22 protein-coding genes are annotated in these 17315 nt (G+C 42.1%); 14 read left to right on the top strand and 8 right to left on the bottom strand.

Going from position 1 to position 17315, the window contains the following annotated elements:
* Window positions 1-11 precede the first annotated feature (11 nt).
* From lnt to IG80_RS13235, 8 genes are all read left to right on the top strand, one after another.
* The gene (lnt, locus tag IG80_RS0106445; protein WP_052046155.1) at window positions 12-1505 is read left to right on the top strand and encodes an apolipoprotein N-acyltransferase; all 1494 of its coding nucleotides are present in this window, start codon (window positions 12-14) and stop codon (window positions 1503-1505) included.
* An 8-nt stretch (window positions 1506-1513) separates the two neighbouring features.
* A complete protein-coding gene (locus tag IG80_RS13240; protein WP_052046153.1) occupies window positions 1514-2017 on the top strand; it encodes a helix-turn-helix domain-containing protein in 504 nt (167 codons plus the stop codon).
* 79 nt (window positions 2018-2096) lie between these two features.
* Window positions 2097-3083, top strand: a complete 987-nt coding sequence (locus tag IG80_RS0106435; protein WP_032113015.1) for a hypothetical protein — start codon at window positions 2097-2099, stop codon at window positions 3081-3083.
* 218 nt (window positions 3084-3301) lie between these two features.
* Window positions 3302-4663, top strand: coding sequence for a glutamate--tRNA ligase (gltX, locus tag IG80_RS0106430; protein WP_032113460.1), 1362 nt, complete (start codon window positions 3302-3304; stop codon window positions 4661-4663).
* Complete coding sequence (cysS, locus tag IG80_RS0106425) at window positions 4663-6036, top strand: cysteine--tRNA ligase (protein ID WP_032113459.1); 1374 nt, start codon at window positions 4663-4665, stop codon at window positions 6034-6036. The genes gltX and cysS overlap by 1 nt, the downstream gene beginning before the upstream one ends.
* An 8-nt stretch (window positions 6037-6044) precedes the next feature.
* Window positions 6045-6779 (top strand): RNA methyltransferase, encoded by a 735-nt coding sequence (locus IG80_RS0106420; protein ID WP_032113014.1) that lies wholly within the window; start codon window positions 6045-6047, stop codon window positions 6777-6779.
* A gap of 247 nt (window positions 6780-7026) precedes the next feature.
* Window positions 7027-7581, top strand: a complete 555-nt coding sequence (locus IG80_RS16630) for a NifU family protein (protein WP_032113013.1) — start codon at window positions 7027-7029, stop codon at window positions 7579-7581.
* 218 nt (window positions 7582-7799) lie between these two features.
* Window positions 7800-8432, top strand: coding sequence for a transglycosylase SLT domain-containing protein (locus IG80_RS13235; RefSeq protein ID WP_198027240.1), 633 nt, complete (start codon window positions 7800-7802; stop codon window positions 8430-8432).
* A 247-nt stretch (window positions 8433-8679) separates the two neighbouring features.
* On the opposite strand, the gene IG80_RS0106405 is transcribed toward IG80_RS13235, so the two are convergent.
* Entirely contained in the window at window positions 8680-9726 is a 1047-nt protein-coding gene (locus IG80_RS0106405) for a patatin-like phospholipase family protein (RefSeq protein ID WP_032113012.1), read from the bottom strand.
* 185 nt (window positions 9727-9911) lie between these two features.
* Entirely contained in the window at window positions 9912-10121 is a 210-nt protein-coding gene (locus IG80_RS15670; RefSeq protein WP_032113011.1) for a hypothetical protein, read from the bottom strand.
* A gap of 30 nt (window positions 10122-10151) precedes the next feature.
* Between IG80_RS15670 and IG80_RS15665 the strand changes: the two genes are divergently transcribed.
* From IG80_RS15665 to IG80_RS0106375, 6 genes are all read left to right on the top strand, one after another.
* Complete coding sequence (locus IG80_RS15665; protein ID WP_198027238.1) at window positions 10152-10313, top strand: hypothetical protein; 162 nt, start codon at window positions 10152-10154, stop codon at window positions 10311-10313.
* Complete coding sequence (gene hemC / locus IG80_RS0106395) at window positions 10274-11176, top strand: hydroxymethylbilane synthase (protein ID WP_032113010.1); 903 nt, start codon at window positions 10274-10276, stop codon at window positions 11174-11176. Before IG80_RS15665 ends, hemC begins: the two co-directional genes overlap by 40 nt.
* 226 nt (window positions 11177-11402) lie before the next feature.
* Window positions 11403-11978 carry a uroporphyrinogen-III synthase gene (locus IG80_RS0106390; RefSeq protein ID WP_032113009.1) on the top strand — a complete coding sequence of 192 codons (576 nt, stop codon included), beginning with the start codon at window positions 11403-11405 and terminating at the stop codon, window positions 11976-11978.
* 14 nt (window positions 11979-11992) lie between these two features.
* A complete protein-coding gene (locus IG80_RS0106385; protein ID WP_032113008.1) occupies window positions 11993-12934 on the top strand; it encodes a hypothetical protein in 942 nt (313 codons plus the stop codon).
* Window positions 12935-12937: 3 nt separating this feature from the next.
* Window positions 12938-13942: a heme biosynthesis HemY N-terminal domain-containing protein gene (locus IG80_RS0106380; RefSeq protein ID WP_084756199.1), complete on the top strand. Its 1005-nt coding sequence runs from the start codon at window positions 12938-12940 to the stop codon at window positions 13940-13942.
* Window positions 13939-14295, top strand: coding sequence for a hypothetical protein (locus tag IG80_RS0106375; RefSeq protein ID WP_032113006.1), 357 nt, complete (start codon window positions 13939-13941; stop codon window positions 14293-14295). The genes IG80_RS0106380 and IG80_RS0106375 overlap by 4 nt, the downstream gene beginning before the upstream one ends.
* Window positions 14296-14350: 55 nt before the next feature.
* On the opposite strand, the gene ccmE is transcribed toward IG80_RS0106375, so the two are convergent.
* The 6 genes from ccmE to IG80_RS0106350 form a co-directional block, all read right to left on the bottom strand.
* Window positions 14351-14773 (bottom strand): cytochrome c maturation protein CcmE, encoded by a 423-nt coding sequence (ccmE, locus tag IG80_RS0106370; protein ID WP_032113005.1) that lies wholly within the window; start codon window positions 14771-14773, stop codon window positions 14351-14353.
* Window positions 14770-14898 carry a hypothetical protein gene (locus IG80_RS16535; RefSeq protein WP_269517170.1) on the bottom strand — a complete coding sequence of 43 codons (129 nt, stop codon included), beginning with the start codon at window positions 14896-14898 and terminating at the stop codon, window positions 14770-14772. The genes ccmE and IG80_RS16535 overlap by 4 nt, the downstream gene beginning before the upstream one ends.
* Window positions 14885-15610 (bottom strand): heme ABC transporter permease CcmC, encoded by a 726-nt coding sequence (ccmC, locus tag IG80_RS0106365; RefSeq protein WP_032113004.1) that lies wholly within the window; start codon window positions 15608-15610, stop codon window positions 14885-14887. The genes IG80_RS16535 and ccmC overlap by 14 nt, the downstream gene beginning before the upstream one ends.
* An 8-nt stretch (window positions 15611-15618) precedes the next feature.
* Window positions 15619-16293: a hypothetical protein gene (locus IG80_RS0106360; RefSeq protein ID WP_032113003.1), complete on the bottom strand. Its 675-nt coding sequence runs from the start codon at window positions 16291-16293 to the stop codon at window positions 15619-15621.
* Entirely contained in the window at window positions 16286-16870 is a 585-nt protein-coding gene (locus IG80_RS0106355; protein WP_032113002.1) for an ABC transporter ATP-binding protein, read from the bottom strand. The genes IG80_RS0106360 and IG80_RS0106355 overlap by 8 nt, the downstream gene beginning before the upstream one ends.
* A gap of 139 nt (window positions 16871-17009) precedes the next feature.
* Window positions 17010-17312 carry a hypothetical protein gene (locus tag IG80_RS0106350; RefSeq protein WP_032113001.1) on the bottom strand — a complete coding sequence of 101 codons (303 nt, stop codon included), beginning with the start codon at window positions 17310-17312 and terminating at the stop codon, window positions 17010-17012.
* Between the last annotated feature and the right edge of the window lie 3 nt (window positions 17313-17315).

The following is a 17315-nucleotide window of genomic DNA, read 5'->3' as shown; positions in this document are numbered from 1 at the left end:
TTTGACACGTGATGATTCAAACAGTACGTCTATTTTTTCAAAATTATCCATCGCTATTGCTCATCCTTAGTGGAGCTATTTCTGCGCTTGCCTTTGCACCAACTCACTCACAATTTTTTGCGTTTATTGGTTTTTCAAGTTTTTTCTATCATCATGTGAGAAAACTTGAGAATGTCAAAACAGCTTTTTGGCGTGGTTGGTTTTTTGGGATAGGTTTTAATATTGCCAGCCTCTATTGGATTGGTAATTCCTTTAGCACTGTTGATCTTTGGTATCTTGTTCCCCTGGGAAGTATTTGCCTCCCCTTGACGTTGGCTTTCTTTCCTGCAGTGGTTACTGCCTTAACCGTTAAGGTGACTGATGCTAAAATGGGGCGATTTTTTGCGTTTTGTCTATTCTGGTCCTTAAGCGAATGGCTTATGGGGTGGATTTTCACTGGCTTCCCGTGGACCCTTGTAGGTTATATGTGGGATTTACCCCAACTTCAAGCAACTGCCTATATTGGTATTTATGGCCTAAGTGCACTCACAATTTTTATGCTTATCAGTCTCGGATCAAGGCGAGGTAGCTTTATAGGTTTGTCTATCCTCATCTGGGGTTGTTTGTGGATGGGTGGCAATCATCGCTTGAGCCTCTACCCCATCCAAGAAACAGGCGTCAATATGCGTATTGTTCAAGCCAGTATTTCTCAAAAAGAAAAATGGCAAATAGAGCATTTTGAAGATAATTTGAACAGATGGATTGCGTTGTCAAATTTGGAATCTGAACGTCCACTCAAGGCAATTATTTGGTCTGAGTCAAGTGTTCCAACATTTGTTGCCGACTATCCAACAATTCGCTACGCCTTAACTGAAGCCGTCCCTCCCGACGGTTATTTAATTATGGGTGCCCCTCGTAAAATGGTGGATAGCGAAGGGATGCACTATTATACAAGCACTCTGGTTCTCAATGATAAGAGTGATATTGTCGCCACTTACGACAAGTCACACTTGGTGCCGTTTGGCGAATACATTCCCTTTAAAAAGGTACTTAAGTTTTCAAAATTAACTGCTGGTTCGACTGATTACTCTCCCGGTAAAGGTCTTATGAGCCTTCAGTTACAAGGCATCCCCTTGTTTGGCCCCTTAATTTGCTATGAAGCAATTTTTTCAGGAGCCGTAGTAGCCCCTGGGGTAAGACCCGAATGGCTATTAAACCAAACAAATGATGCTTGGTATGGAAAATCATCAGGTCCTTATCAACATTTGGCCATTGTTAGAACGCGCGCGATTGAGGAAGGACTCCCTCTTATTCGCAGTGCTAACAATGGAATTTCAGCCGTTATCGACCCAATGGGACGAATTGTACACCGGTTGGAGCTAGATGAGATAGGATTTATTGATTTTGACTTGCCTAAGCCATTAACAATACCCACTTTTTTCTCAAGATATCAATATCTTGGGTTCTGGCTGATTGTTTTGGCTTATGCAGCCTTAACTTTATTATTTCGCAACAAAAAAGACTAAATTTAACGATGACGAACAAAACGACGGACATACTTTATGGTGATTCCAGCGAGGAAGTCAGCAAGATTAGTGATTCGGTCTTAAATAAAATTGTTGGAACTCGATTAAAAGATCGACGACAATTAATGGGATTGAATCAAGCTGAACTCGGAAGACGATTACATATTTCAGGTCAACAAATTCATAAATATGAAGCAGGAATCGATCAGCTCTCTGCTTCGAAAATTTATGAACTAAGCGGTGTTCTTCAAATACCAGTTAGCTATTTTTTCGATGAATTGGAATCCCATCATTTAGCAGAATCAGAAAGTAGTGATTATCAACCTCGCGATCCTGAAGAAATTAGATTACAAAAATACATAAATATTTACAAGGATTTTTCCGAACCTAAACTGCAAAAAATGCTATTTGAAGTGACACGGCTCTTTGCTGCACAGCTTAGATTATTAGAATTCCACAACGGAAAAACAAAGCCGCCCCCCCGAAACAAAGTTACAAAAAGCGCCCAATGAAAAGATTAATGTTATAAAATATTGTGGATTGTTTAAACATTTTCATTTTTAATGACTAAAGAGACTCGTTAATCATGGAATGAAAATGTTTCATTATCCTTTAGTGCTGTGTTTTATCCCAAACAATGTAAAGAACCTGGTTTTTTTATGTTGTTTGGGTATTTTCTTATCTATTTTAACCCCCACTTGCGCAGGTGATTTTTTTGTCAAAAACTTGTCGCCAGAGTCTTCCCCTCCCCCATTAAATTCCCAAGACCAATTACCGCGAACCCACCCGCTTGTCTTGGATATTGATAGCTCTCACTTTAATGCAGACGAAGAAAGTTTAGATGAAAATCTGTCGGATAGAGAGAAAGTAAAAGCAAATTTTGAGGCTAAGTTAGAAGAACATAAATATGACTACCAGAAAATTAGCCAAGAAAAACAAAATCCAGAACAGGTTTTTAAGGCTGCTTTTTTAGACATTCACAGTGTTGCCCCTATTGAAAAGGCACACAAAGTTTACGATACTCGATATCTTAATGATCAATTAGAAAACCTGCTTATCCATTATCGTAATCGCAGCCAACTCAATAAAATATTAACGAAGTGGAATATCCGTACAAGTTGTAGCGCTGAAGCGATTGATATTCTCTTAAATCTAGCTAAAGGAATGAACCTTAAACCTAAATCTTATCTGGTCAATGGATTTCATTTTCTAAAAGAAGCAGAAGCTTTAGGATCTGTTGAAAAATCTTTTATCAAACTTTTAGTAGTTAAAGAGACAGGAGAGGAAAAAAAGAAATTTTGTGAGGCGATCTGCTGGTTACTCGCCGCCCAATATCATTATGATCGATCTCTATTTACCAAAGTAATAACTGCTCTCAGCTTTCGTATAAGTCAGACCAAAAGTTCATTGGAAACCATTGAACAACTCAAAAACTTAATAGGGGCCGACCTCTCAACCTCCTCTGATAATTTTGATGGCTCATGGCAATCTATGGTGGAGGCAACCGACAGAGAATGTAAAGAATCTCTTTTGAATATGGCCGGCTACTATCTTGATTATTTGGGATCCCCTCTCTAAAGTTCCTTTTCTTATTTCTACAAAATAAGGGTTCCCTGCTTTGAAACTTGCAATTAGGGGGTAAGCAAGGATAAGTTAAAGATAAGATGAATCGACAAAGGTTCTCTGGCACCTAATTCACCTAAAGAGGATGCGGAGGCATTTTTTGCTAAAAATGAGGCAAAATTTGATTTGCAAGAATGAGGGGCGAGAGAGCTCAATAATTGACTAAATTTATGATGACTATACGCGTTCGTTTTGCCCCAAGTCCCACTGGCTTACTTCATATCGGGAATGCCAGAGCAGCTCTTATCAACTGGCTATTTGCTAGGAAGCATCAACTCCTCGGCCAAGAGGCTGAGTTTATGCTTCGCCTTGATGATACCGACATCGGCCGTTCTGAAGACCACTTTGCTGACGCCATTGAACTGGATCTCGCCTGGCTTGGCTTGACACATACTATCTATGCTAAACAATCGAGTCGTTTTGATTGCTATCTCCAAGGGATGCAGCAGCTAATTGCCGATGGTAGGCTTTATCCTTGCTATGAAACGCCAGAAGAACTTGATTTCAAGCGCAAACGCCAATTAGGCCGCGGTGAGCCACCGATTTATGATCGTACTGCCTTAAGACTAACGGACGCAGAAAAACAAGCTTTTGAGGCCGAAGGCAGAAAGCCACACTGGCGGTTTTTGCTGAAAGCCGAAGATATTATTTGGGATGACTTAGTCCGGGGTCGCACCGAATTTCATGGCCAAGCCTTGAGCGATCCTGTCTTAGTGAGGGGCGACGGTGCTTATCTTTATACCATTACTTCTGTCATTGATGACATTGATTTTAACATTAGTCATATCTTGCGTGGTGAAGATCACGTCACCAACACAGCCGTGCAAATTCAGTTATTTGAAGCGTTAGGTCGACCTGCGAGCACGATTCAGTTTGGGCACACAACTTTGTTAATGGATGTTTCAGGGGGCCCACTTTCTAAGCGTCTGGGAAGTCTTAGTCTGCAATCCTTGCGCGATGGCGGCATTGAACCCATGGCGATTAATAGTCTCTTAGCGCGTCTTGGCACCTCACAGCCAATTGAGCCTCATTTGCATTTAGATGAACTAGCCAAAAGCTTTGACCTTGCCACTTTTAGTCGCACGCCTCCCCGCTTTGATATGCATGATTTAGAGACACTGAACCATAAAATCTATCAAATCACTCCTTATGAGGCGATTAAGGACCGTTTGGCGCAATTAGGTTGTGCTGCTGTTGATGCCGATATTTGGGCCCATTTGCGCGGTAATTTGCGCCACTTAGACGAGATTCGGGACTGGGTTGTGGTTTGTTTTGGTGAGATTCAGCCGGCGGGAACGGATAAAGACTACCTTCACCAGGCCCTCGAGCTATTGCCGCCCACTCCCTGGGATGAAACAACATGGAGCACTTGGACCACCGCCCTTAAAACAGCGACCGGGCGTAAAGGCAAAGAGCTATTTATGCCCTTACGCCAGGCAATTACCGGGTTTGACCATGGCCCGGAAATGAAGTTTTTGTTGCCAGTTATTGGTCATGACACCGTGAGAAAACGATTAAGTCAGGTTGCCGCATGATCTCTTTAAAGCTTTATAATTCGCTGACACGGCAAAAAGATTTATTCACCCCTCTCAACCCCGATTGCATTGGGATGTATGTGTGTGGGCCAACCGTTTATGACTTTGCCCATATTGGCAACGCCCGGCCGTTTGTCGTTTTTGATATTCTCGCCCGCTTTTTACGTTATCTTTATCCAAAAGTGGTTTATGTCCGCAATATCACGGATGTGGATGATAAAATCAATGCGGCGTCGCTTCAATCGGGCGAACCAATCGGCGTCATTACTGCCCGCACGATCAAAACTTTCCATGAAGATATGCATGCTATTGGCGCTATTGCTCCTGATATCGAACCTCGGGCGACGAACCATATCCCTGAAATGATTGAGATGATCAAAACACTCATTGACAAAGGATATGCTTATGTTGCGGGAGATCATGTGCTTTTCAGCGTTAAACAATTCCCACGATATGGCCAACTCTCCAACCGCAATTTAGAGGATATGCTTGCCGGCGCCAGAGTAGAAGTCGCTCCTTATAAGCAAGAGGCCAGTGACTTTGTTTTATGGAAGCCGTCGGCTCCAGAAATCCCTGGATGGGATAGCCCGTGGGGCAGAGGTCGCCCTGGTTGGCATATTGAATGCTCTGCCATGGGGGGAAAATATCTCGGCGCCACTTTTGACATTCATGGGGGTGGTATTGATTTGATCTTCCCCCACCATGAAAATGAAGTTGCTCAAAGTTGTTGTGCCAACAATACCGAGCGTTTGGCGAATTACTGGCTGCATAATGGTCATGTCACTGTAGACGGCGAAAAAATGTCCAAGTCTTTGGGGAATTTTTTAACAGTGCGTGATTTGCTGAGTGACTATGCTGGTGAAACTTTACGCTTTGCTTTGATAATGAGCCATTATCGCCAACCGTTGGATTGGTCTGCAGCCCAGGCGAAGCAAGCTAAACAAGCTCTAGATAGACTTTATCTGGCTTTACGCGGCCTTGATCTTGCTGAGTCGGGTGATGTATTACCCGACGCTGCCCTTTTAAATGCCCTTGCAGATGATTTGAACATTCCTTTAGCGTTAAGCGCTCTGCATGAACTTGCTAATCAGATCCATAAAACGGATGATCTTCAGGAAAAAACAGTAATAGCTAGCACTTTGAAAAAAAGTGGTTATTTTTTGGGCTTATTGCAACAGGACCCAGAAATCTGGTTCCAGCAAGCAACAGCTAAAGAGCTGGATGCAGCCACCATTGAATCGTTGATAGAAGCGCGCCGACAAGCACGCGTCAATCGGCAATTTCAAGAGGCAGATCGTCTGCGTCAAGAATTATGGGATCAAGGAGTTATTCTTGAAGATTCTGCTGCCGGCACCACTTGGCGACGAATGTAAAAGTCTCGATGCAATCTATCCAGCAACAGCCTACATTTATCCTGGTTCGGCCACAATTGGCGGAAAATATTGGTGCTGTTGCTCGAGCAATGGCTAACTTTGGGCTCAGTCAATTGCGGGTGATTAATCCCTTATGTAATTTATTGGATGAGAAAGCCGTGGCCACAGCTGCGGGCGCAGAACACCTTCTCCATCAAGCTTCTGTGTTTGATTCGATTGAGGCGGCAACGGCTGATCTCCAATGGCTTTACGGCACGTGCGCCACGCAACGACATATGATTAAGGAATATATTCCCCTCCCCTTAGCAATGACCAAGGTAATGACCCAACTCGCCCAACACACAGTTGGCATTCTTTTTGGCCCAGAACGGACTGGTTTAGGCAATGATATCCTCAGCCGCTGCCATCAAATAATCCAAATTCCGGTAGATCCAGACTTCTCGTCTATTAACTTAGCCCAAGCAGTGATTCTGACGGGTTATGAATGGTTTAAGCAAACACAAGATCTTCACATCCTCCTCAATTGTGGGGAAACAACACTCGCCACTCAAGGAAATTTACAACGATTTCTGGATGATTTGGAGCAAGCTCTTGACCGTGCGAACTACTGGCGTGAACCTCATAAAAAACCTCTCATGTGGCAAAACTTACAAAACATTTTTACACGCCTCCAATTAACCGAACAGGATCTTAGATCCTTACGCGGCGTTTTCCAAAGCCTCACACGAAATCAGACTAAATAGTCCTGATTCTAAATAATTAAGACTTTTAAGTAGATAGGCTCTATGGCTCTATGCACCTTTCTGGAAGTAGAGCTGTTTTGGGTGCAAGGAAATGCTGAAAAATTAAAAAAATAAGGGGAAAACAATTTTTTTTAATGTTAACCTATTGTTAAATTTTGATTTTTAATAAAAAGGTCTTGAACTTTCTAGTAAAGATGCTTAAAACTAGAACAAATCATTGATAAAAAATGAAACTTAAAGGATTTTCGTGTTTATTCAAACTGAAGCAACTCCGAATCCCGATAGCTTAAAGTTCATCCCAGGACGTATTGTTTTGGAAACGGGAACGGCCTCTTTTAATAAAGGGGATGATTGCACAAAATCACCACTAGCGAAAAAGATACTTGATGTCCCACAAATCACAGGCGTTTTCTTCGCTAATGATTTTATCACGGTGACCAAAGAATCAGCAGCTGACTGGTATGCCCTCAAACCATTAGTGCTTGGCAACATTATGGAACACTTTGTAGCCAATCTTCCCATTTTAATGGAAGGTGCTGCAGCGCCCATAGCCATGGCGGATTCTGATGATCCGCTGGTCCAGCAAATTCAGGAACTGATTGATACACGAGTCCGTCCTGCTGTGGCTCAAGATGGGGGAGATATTATATTTCACTCCTTCGACAATGGGGTGGTATACCTCAAAATGCATGGTGCCTGCTCAGGTTGTCCAAGTTCAACTGCAACTTTGAAATCTGGAATCGAAAATATGTTGAAATATTATGTGCCAGAGGTCTTAGAGGTTCGCGCTATAGAAGAGTAGACCAGATGAAAAATAGTCATATGATTCTAGGTCCTGTGTACCTAATTCAGCCAAAGATGATTTTAAGAAATTTTTGGCTAAAAATGAAACCCAATTTCAATGCCGTCGTTTATCTACTTCGAAAAATTTGGGGAAATCTGTATGCAAAAATGACCAAAATGAATTTGGGAAAATTAGAGACACAGAGCCTGAGCTTGATATTGATAACACTTGTTAGTATGACAAATAAATGCGGTGCGAAGCCAACACAACCTCATTTAACGCGTGATGTTTGCCGATACCACATTGATGCACAAGAAAAATCAAAGGGGATCGAGCCAGGATTGCTTGAAGCGATTGGGCATATTGAATCAAAACTCGCCCCTTTATCAGTTAATGCCAGTGGGCGCGGTTACACGTTTAAAACTGTTGCAGAGGCTGTCCGTTTCATCAAAGACAAGCAAAGCCAAGGTTGCCGCAATATTAGTGTTGGTCCAATGCAACTCCATTTACCCTCACATCGGCGTCATTTTAACTCCATTGAGGAAATGCTCGATCCACAAAAAAACATCGGCTACGCCGCCAAATTATTAACGCGCTTAAAACGGCAAACCGGCTCAACTGAAAAAGCGGTGAAGTTATATCACTCGGCCAACAACCCTATTGCAAATGAAGCTTATAAAAATCGTGTCTTTGGAGCTTGGGCTAAAATTCGCAAAAGAAAAACTGCCTCAGGGGTAAAGGAAGTTCCCACAAAGTTTGATAGGGAAGGCCAGAACCCTACAAATCTTCCAACTAAAAAACAAATAAAAAGCCAGTCAAAATCAAATTCAGTCCCGCAGCAATGGCCTCTAAAAAAGAGTGATATTTGACTCCCTCTTCAGCCTCAGTACCGCAGCTTCCCTCAGCTGTCAGTTCTCTTTCAAGGTTAAGTAATGGGGTAAAGGATGTCGGAAAGTGGGGAATCCTATTTTGCCCAATAAACTTAGTTTGATATAAGAAACAGAGAAAACCAGGGGATTTTAACGTTTGTGCGGCACTCTCAAGGAGTGACAGATTAGCAAGGAAAATCCCTTGATTCCCTTACATCAAATTAGGGACACAGAGCCTAAACTTAATTTAATAGAATACCGGCTTCACACCATTCTTCAACAATATTTTTCGCGCTGCATCAATCATTTCAGGATTTTGTTTTATATAAGTAAGAGTCTCTGTTTGCAATTTCGTAATGGACGCAGCATCCACTCCATCCAATGCTATGTTTTCTTGAAAGGAGGTATTCAGACGAACATATTGTTCAGTTGAGGGATAAAGCCTTCTCATATCTTTATCAGCTGTATTACTATCCACATTCATCATAACTGAGCTGATTGGCTCGACCCACTTTGCAACGCCCCAATCTTTGACGGTCTCAAAATGTAAAGGCTCATAATAAGTACCTGTCCCAATTGAAATGGTTTTTAGCTGTTTAAAAACATCCCAACCATACTCTTCCTGAATTAACAAAGCTGCTTGATGACTTGCTTCATTAATAGCCAATCCTCCATCCACTAAAGCATTGCCATTATCATTAACGGCTTTAAAGTAGGTGGGAGCCGCCGAGGTTGCTCGTGCCGCAAACCACACTGCATAATCAGCTGCGGGATCTTTCCTCGCCGAATACGTTGAGAATGCTTTCAAAGACCCTTGCGTGATATCGACACTATAGACCACAGCATCAGCTGCTTTAATGTCACTGAAATGTATGTCATGGCCATAAAAATTTTGTAAAAGGGGTTCGAACTTCTCCACACTATATTTCTGGTCAACAAGACCAAATAAAGATCGAAAAGTGTGCCTCCAGCTGGTATAAAAAACTTCGCTGCCCTTTTCTGTATAGATTTTTAAGATGTCTTCAATAGGTTTATCCATAGAAAGCCCCAAGGCAATCATCCCCCCAGTTGAGGGCCCAGCAAACAAATCGACATATTTCGTCAAAGGTTGTGGCAGACCATCTGTCACCGATTTTAAAACTTCGAGGGAAAAAATCCCACGGATCCCACCACCATCAAAACACATTGAGACCTTACTTGGGCGTGTATCACCTAAATAATCGGGAAGCTCAATTTCATCAGCAAGGGCGGGAAGACAAAAAATGCAGGAGAATAGCAGGGATTTCAAAGACATGAAGAACTCCTTTCGCCTTTTTGTTACTAATATCCCCAAACAACTCATCCTAATTCTAGGTCTTCAAGTTGTTTAGGTATAGACATCTAGGCTATGACGCCTGGACCTAACTTGGTAACAATAATGCGAAAAAGTTAATATTTTGGAAAGATTAGATCATATATTTTGGTAAAAACTTCTTAAAGTTAACGAATTCCTCTCCAGAAAAGAAAAGCAATTAACAGAGTAAGGACAATTGAGACAATGAGATACCCAGCAGTTGAGTCAGGATAAAATGTTTTTAACCAGGACAGAAGTGCTATTATCGTCCCCACAGATGAAACATATTCAATAAGAGCCTGTTTATCCTGCTCATTAATACGATAATTAAAATATGAAGCTTCAATACCTTCCAATTTAATTTAATATAGGGAGAGTCTTAATCATTGGAGAAATTTAGCTATCAACCTAAACTTCCAGATTTTTTAATTAATATTGACGAAATTCCAGATGATTTTTTCAAAAAAATAGCTCAGAATCATCCTCAAAAGAATTTTAGCAAGGAAACATGGTGGTTATTCGCATTGGCACACGCTCAAGCCCATTAGCATTAAAACAAACAGAATTAGTTATCGAAGCTTTGGTTGCTAAAAACCTACTCACAATCGAAGAGTGTGAAGTGGTCCCCATCAAAACCACCGGCGATATGATTCAAGATCGCCCGTTGTATGATATGGGGGGCAAAGCCTTATTTGCCAAAGAAATTGAAACCGCCTTAATGCAAGGTGATATCGACTGTGCTGTCCATTCTCTTAAAGACATGGAATCGATCTTGCCACGCTCGTTGGAAATTGCTGCGGTGCTGCCTCGCGAATCACCGTGGGATGTATGGATTAGCCGAGAAAAAATCCCTCTCGAAGAAATGCCAAAAGGGTCTGTTGTTGGGAGCTGTTCCCCACGCCGAGCCGCACAGCTATTAAAGCTGAGGCCGGATTTCACAATTAAGTCGATTCGGGGTAATATTGGTACCCGGCTCCAACAGCTAGAAGATGGCAAGTATGATGCCATTATCCTTGCAGATGCGGGGCTACGGCGGCTTAACTTACGAGAAAAAATGACTGAACGACTTCCTTTAAACTTAATGGTCCCCGCCGCAGGCCAAGGAATCATTGCCATAGAATGCCGTCAGACAGATGTTAAAATCAGGAGTCTCTTAAGTCAAATCAACCATGCGGAAACTTTTTACCGCATGACAGCGGAACGTGCCTTACTTAAAGCCTTGGGCGGAACATGCCGGACGCCCATTGCTGCCTTTGCTTCCCTTAGGGAAGAGGGGATGATACATTTAACAGGTGTCCTTGCCACTGAAGATGCCACACAAATGGTCCGATTTGAGTCAAGGGGACAAGACCCAATTTACCTTGGGCGTGAAATTGCAAGAGAACTTCAAACACGTCTTATAAAAAATTGAGATGATTTTAAAACAAAAATGACGCAATATATCTAGGTTCTGGGAACAAAATTTAATGAGGAAGATTTTGAGCTGTTTTTAGCCTGAAATAAAACCAAATTTCGATAAAGTAGTTAATCTACGTCGAGAAATGAGGCGAAATGGGCAGGCAAAAACAGCTAAAATGCACTTCTTTCAATTTTGATTCACTGGGCTTAAACAACTGAAAGTCGCAGAGGGAAGAAACATGGCATGCATATTGCTGACACGACCACTGGATGATGCAATAGAATTTGAAAAAAATTTGCATGTCCCTGTCTTGAAAGCACCGTTGCTTGAAATTGAATTGATTCCCCAACCACAAACACCCACAGCATCGGATTACACAGGGCTCATTGTAACGTCTGCCAGGTCTTTGATGATCTTTTCGGAAATAAATTCCTTTTTACAAAAACCTATTTGGTGTGTTGGCAACAAAACCGCTTTAACAGCAAAAAAACTAGGCTTTGAGACAATTTATACAGCTAAAAATTCCGCCGAAGAGCTTTGTCAACTGATTGTGAATAAAACCTCTCCTAAAGCGGAAAAATTGCTCCATATTTGTGGGGAAAGCTTGCATTACGACGTGGTGGAGTGTTTGCAAAAAAAAGGCTATCATGCGGAGAAAATAATTCTTTATAAAACAATTCCCACGCCCCATTTCTCGCAAGATGTCCTCACAGCATTTGCTGCCAATCAGATTAGGATAATTCCTATTTTTTCCCGTAAAACTGCTGAAGTGCTGGCCAAAGCTATCCAGCTTCATAAACTAGAATCTGTTTAAAAAAAATCACCCTTGTGGCCTGCGCTGCTCAGATCGCGGAGCCATTACAAAAACTAAAATGGCAGCAAGTGGTGATAAATCAGGATTTATCAGCCTCAATGCTGGAAGAAATTTATCGAAAAACGGAAACAGGAGGGGAAACCGGCATGTCATTAAAAAAAATAATCCCCTTGCTGGTAGGTACAGCAGTTGTGAGCACGGTTTTATCATTGGTATGTTTTTCCTTGAGTATGCCCTATTTTACTCCTTCGCAAGAACCCATTGATATTCAAAAAATTGAACAACGGCTTATGGCAAGCATGCGTACAGAAAAGGCAAAAGATCTGGGACAACATGAGGGTAAATTGACTGAGCTTGTGACAGAGATTGCCACCCTCAAACAAGACGTTGAAGCATTAAAAGCAACCTCAATGCAAGAAAAAACAGAAATAGTGGCAACCGACAACCACCTTAAAGCCTACATTGTTGTCGGTGAGGTAGAAGAACAACTGCGATCTGGCAAAGTGGATCCTCTCTTGTGGCAAGAAATGGAAAGATTTCTCAGCGATAGGCACGTGCCCCTACCTGAAACTTTAAGGGAACTGAAAAACATGCCTCCCTCCAAACAAGAACTCTTGGATGATCTTAAAAAGCTAAACGTAGCTGCCCCCCCAGCCGAAACCCAGAAGATATCCCATCCTTGGTTGGAAAAGGTAGAGCATTATCTCGGCCAAATCATCATCAGCAAAACTGCATCTCCTCCTGAATCTGAACCCCTAACCACTTTCGAGAGCCAAGCATTATTCAGTGTAGAAACAGATAATATAAATGACATTAAAACGATTTTAGCCCTTGAGACGACCCCAGACACTGTAAAGGAAATTCTAAGACAAGCAGAGACGCGTCTTAAGATTCTTCAGGGATTGAAAGAAATAAAACGATTGTTAGTGCAACCGGCCCAAGCTAGTAAGGAATAAGTCATGTCATCAAGATCAATTATGAAATTTGGCTTTGTTATGGCCATGAAAATAGTCCTTTTGGCCGCAGCACTATTTATTGTTGCGCGTCTGCCAGGAAAATCTGTGGTCAATTATTATGGCTATTCTGTGGAGTTAAATACTGGTCTTTTAGTGGGAGGAGTCATTATCTCCTTCTTATTTTTCCACCAATTTTTAAATTTTTGGAAATGGTTGCGCCGCTTACCGACTACTCTTAAAACGGAATGGGAAACAAGACGCACGGCAAAAAGCACACGTTTAGTCTTAGAGGCCTTTAACATCATGGCAGCGGGTGATCCCCAACAAGCTTTAAAACTCTTAGACAAAGCACGGCAGTTAAATAGCAGCGACGTCTTTAATGCTATTTTTACCGCTCAAGCGGCCTATAACCAAACGGATGATGCAGAAACAGAGCGCCGCTTTTCAGACCTTTTACGACGACGAGAAACACGGTTTTTGGGGTATAGAGGCTTAGTCTTGTTAAAAATGAGACAAAGCAAACAAGAAGAAGCGCATCAATATTTGCAACTCGCCCTTAAAGAACAACCAGATTCTCCGTGGGTTTTAGGTCAATTATTTAACTGGAATGTTAAGCATCTCGCTTTTTCAGGGGCAACCACTATTTTAGAACAATTGCAAATCGGCGGGCACTTAAACAAGGCAGACACGCAGCGTAAGAAAGCAGTTTTACATTGGGTAAAGGCAGAGCATAGCTTAAAGGAAAGTGATTTTGAAGGTTTTTACGAATCGGTTCACGAAACATTGAAACTTGCGCCAGACTTAAATATGGCGACCCTCGCATTGGTCAATTATTATGATGAGTCCAACCGCCATTCAAAAGCTTGGAAATACTTAAAGAAAGGTTATAAGGCCAACCCGCACCCTGATTTTTTGACTGCCCTCAAACAAATACTTAAGCAAACGCCTGCCTTAGAGATATATCAACGGGGTGAAGAGCTTACCCAAGAACAAAAAAACATCCAGTGACTTATTGGTTGCTGGCAAAGTTGGCTCTGGATGCGAGTCTCTGGGGACGAGCTCGACTGCATTTAAGCGCTTTGAAACAGATTCAGCCAACTCATGCCTATTTTGAACTTCTGGCTGAATTAGAAAAACGCGAGCATCCTGGTAAAATGGATATACTGGAAAGTCTTTATAATCAAGCAGCGCTCGCTTCACGAGACCCTGTTTGGATATGCCAGGATTGTCATGTTGTGGTGCCAAAATGGCATGCATTTTGCCCATCCTGTCAGGCATTTGATCAAATCACCTGGGGTGAAGAAGAAAAGATTAAACAATGTGGCAAGAAATCGCCTATACCGATGTTACCTAAGGTATAATAATTTGAGGACACTTTGGTCGGAAGGGGAGTAACAGTCTTGAGAGTCAAGGGAGTTATTTTACTTTTTCAATTTTGCCGGCAATTTCCGGAGGCATATAGTTTTCATCATGCTTTGCCAGAAGCCGGTCGGCTTTAAAGTTGCCATTTGGCTGCAACTTTCCCTCCACAATCACTCCTTGTTCTTCACGAAACAAATCGGGAACAATGCCCACATAGGAAACAGGGACAGCTTGCACGTTGTCCGTTACAACAAAGGTGGTGGTAAGGGTTCTAGGCTCTTTAGTAACAGAGTTTTTCTCAACCAAACCACCCAGACGAATTTGACGAGTATGATCGGGATTTGACAATAATTCTGAGGGCGTTACGAAATACATCATGCTTTCCTGGAATGCAACAGCAACGATAATGCCAACGCCTACTATGCCAAGAAGACAGATTACTAAATACCACACGCGATGTCGTTGTTTTTGAGTCATGAATGCGACAATTTACTGAGAAGTTGGCGTAATTGTCGATCCCGGTGAATGATAAATGTTGCCCCAGTCCCAAAGATGAAAAACCCTGCTAAATAGGCTAAAAGAACATAATCAAATTGCTGCATAAGGCCTCTTTAATTGCTGTGCTAAAAGTCGGCGATAATTCAATTCGCTACGCAACCGAATCAAAAATAAGGTGATTGACAGACATGCCAATGCCACTGTCATCACAAAAAGCGGTACCAACATTTGCCAGTGGATCGCTGATTTGGCAAAACGCATCACGCTTGCCGGTTGATGCAACGTATGCCACCAGTCAACCGACCATTTAATAATGGGTAAATTAATCGACCCAATGATGACGATAAAACCCGCAATCCGATCGTTCTGCGAAACACCTGTGTGAGTTAACAATAAATAGGCAAGATAGAGTAAACCTAAAATCAACATTGACGTCAACCGAGCATCCCAAACCCACCACGCCCCCCACGTTGGCTTGCCCCAAATGGAGCCAGTGATAAGGCTTATCAAACAGAGGCACAAACCTATCGGCGCCATTGCTTTGGTAACAAGGGAGGCCAAGGGAACTTGCTTAATAAAACCATAACCAGAGATAATCGCCATCAAAAAATAAGTGGCCATCGCCCCCCAAGAACAGGGAACGTGCAAATACATAATGCGAACAGTTTCTCCTTGTTGATAATCCGCCGGCGAGCCCCAAAAGCTTAAAAACAACCCTAGGCTGAGAAACAATAAACTGCAACCAGCAAACCACTTAACATAATGGTTGATAAAGGCAAGCAATTGTTTGGGACGATGATTAAAATTTAATACCATAGCACCCTTTAGGAACTTAACGATAAACGAACAATCGTTGGCACCAAACCTAAATTAAGGGCAACGCTCACGATTGATACTCCAGCATACAGCCACAAATGCGACGATGCAATTGTGTTTGTTGTCACACCTCCTAGAATGACCTCCCCAATTAATATCTGGGGAATGAGAAGAAGAATTGCCATAATCATCCCTACCAGAGTTTGGCTAATATCGTGGCTTCCTGCCAATAGCAGTGCCATACTGCCACTCCAAAGCGCCGCAATCATGGCATTGGTGAGGCTAATTCCCAAAAAAACAGCTGTTCCAGAAAAAGGCAGCACTGGCATCATAAGATAAATTAAAACAACAGCTGGTAAAATAATTTCAATTAAAATGAGAAATTGGCGCACAAGGTAATAGGAAAAACCAAGCCCTTGATTAGCTAACCACTTCTCTAAAAAACCATCATGCACATCGCTGCTACAGCTTGGTGCTACCTGCATAACAACAGTGATCAGACAAATTCCCTGGAGAATGAGGAGTTGAGTGAGGACAAGCGTTGTTGCCATCGGAGTGGCTTTAACCATGGGCAGCAAAATGAGTAAATACAAAATTAGAAAGACAAAAACACTGCGGAGTTGCTGACCTACAATTGTTTGGCATGAGGTGAGATTTCTGAATAAGAATGACCAGCTATACATCCAGAAAAACCTCCTGAATGGCAGGATGTTGAAAAGGCAGAGAGCCATGGTGCGCCATCAAAATAGCTGCTCCATGGTTAACTTTTTCTGCCAGCAGCTGCCAGACTAAATGGCATGAAGCAGGGTCAAGGTTATCCAAAGGTTCATCTACAATGTATATATTAACTTTTGGTGTTAAAAACTGCACCAATGCAATACGGCGTTTAAGGCCTGCCGATAGCTGGTGAAATGGTACATCAAAATAGGCTGTCATCCCCAACGACTCTGCGAGGTTTTTGGCTGAAGTTTGACCATTCGGGGGCAAGCTTTGGATCATCCCTGCCAATGTTTGTGTTGGTTTGATCCCGTTGAGATGACCAAGATAGCTATAGGTCCCCGACAATGTGAGAGTGCCGGTTGTGGGGGTTAATAATCCTACACAAAGCTTTAAGAGCGTTGTTTTACCACAACCATTTCCTCCCCGTAAAACCAGCCATTTTGCTGTCCCTACCTCCAGATTGACATCATGCAAAATCACCTGCCAATCGCGGTGGAATGTCAGCCCTTGAATGTTGAGAAGCGCGGTAGTAGGGATCAAAATGATCAGAGGTCCCTTCTTGTTAGTATATACTTATCTTTCAAAATCTTTACCTTGCCCTTTATAACCTCGTTCCCTTACATACTTAACAATCATTGTTTTTGTTGATCTCCATATTATCAAGCTATATTTATTCTTTCTATCCAGCAAATGTGAGTACCGTCTCAGGTGTTTCTTTACATTTTTTGGCAAGACGAATAATGTCATCAATATGGACTTGATCGGCAGGGTCCGTTACTTCCTGGCGAACACACAATAATTCCTCAATGATCGCATCCATATCTTCTGCAGCGAAAACAGAATAATCATCAATTTCCACTTCAGCTAAATAAGGAAAATCTGGATTATTTTCTCCTTTTACTAGGTAATCTGCATTATTACCTTTTGTAATTTTTTCTATCAATTTACCATCTTGGTTTTCTAGTATAATGGAAATACGCATTGT

The organism is Candidatus Paracaedibacter symbiosus (genome assembly GCF_000757605.1).
GTDB classification, from domain to species: domain Bacteria; phylum Pseudomonadota; class Alphaproteobacteria; order Paracaedibacterales; family Paracaedibacteraceae; genus Paracaedibacter_A; species Paracaedibacter_A symbiosus.
The sequence above is the reverse complement of the archived record's forward strand: the minus strand, read 5'-3'. Positions and strand labels throughout refer to the sequence as shown.

Coding starts and splice junctions, on each gene's coding strand:
- lnt (WP_052046155.1), top strand. CDS start 12: ATGATTCAAACAGTACGTCTATTTTTTCAAAATTATCCATCGCTATTG.
- IG80_RS13240 (WP_052046153.1), top strand. CDS start 1,514: ATGACGAACAAAACGACGGACATACTTTATGGTGATTCCAGCGAGGAA.
- IG80_RS0106435 (WP_032113015.1), top strand. CDS start 2,097: ATGAAAATGTTTCATTATCCTTTAGTGCTGTGTTTTATCCCAAACAAT.
- gltX (WP_032113460.1), top strand. CDS start 3,302: ATGACTATACGCGTTCGTTTTGCCCCAAGTCCCACTGGCTTACTTCAT.
- IG80_RS0106420 (WP_032113014.1), top strand. CDS start 6,045: ATGCAATCTATCCAGCAACAGCCTACATTTATCCTGGTTCGGCCACAA.
- IG80_RS13235 (WP_198027240.1), top strand. CDS start 7,800: ATGACAAATAAATGCGGTGCGAAGCCAACACAACCTCATTTAACGCGT.
- IG80_RS0106405 (WP_032113012.1), bottom strand. CDS start 9,726: ATGTCTTTGAAATCCCTGCTATTCTCCTGCATTTTTTGTCTTCCCGCC.
- hemC (WP_032113010.1), top strand. CDS start 10,274: ATGGTGGTTATTCGCATTGGCACACGCTCAAGCCCATTAGCATTAAAA.
- IG80_RS0106390 (WP_032113009.1), top strand. CDS start 11,403: ATGGCATGCATATTGCTGACACGACCACTGGATGATGCAATAGAATTT.
- IG80_RS0106380 (WP_084756199.1), top strand. CDS start 12,938: ATGTCATCAAGATCAATTATGAAATTTGGCTTTGTTATGGCCATGAAA.
- ccmE (WP_032113005.1), bottom strand. CDS start 14,773: ATGACTCAAAAACAACGACATCGCGTGTGGTATTTAGTAATCTGTCTT.
- IG80_RS16535 (WP_269517170.1), bottom strand. CDS start 14,898: ATGCAGCAATTTGATTATGTTCTTTTAGCCTATTTAGCAGGGTTTTTC.
- ccmC (WP_032113004.1), bottom strand. CDS start 15,610: ATGGTATTAAATTTTAATCATCGTCCCAAACAATTGCTTGCCTTTATC.
- IG80_RS0106360 (WP_032113003.1), bottom strand. CDS start 16,293: ATGTATAGCTGGTCATTCTTATTCAGAAATCTCACCTCATGCCAAACA.
- IG80_RS0106350 (WP_032113001.1), bottom strand. CDS start 17,312: ATGCGTATTTCCATTATACTAGAAAACCAAGATGGTAAATTGATAGAA.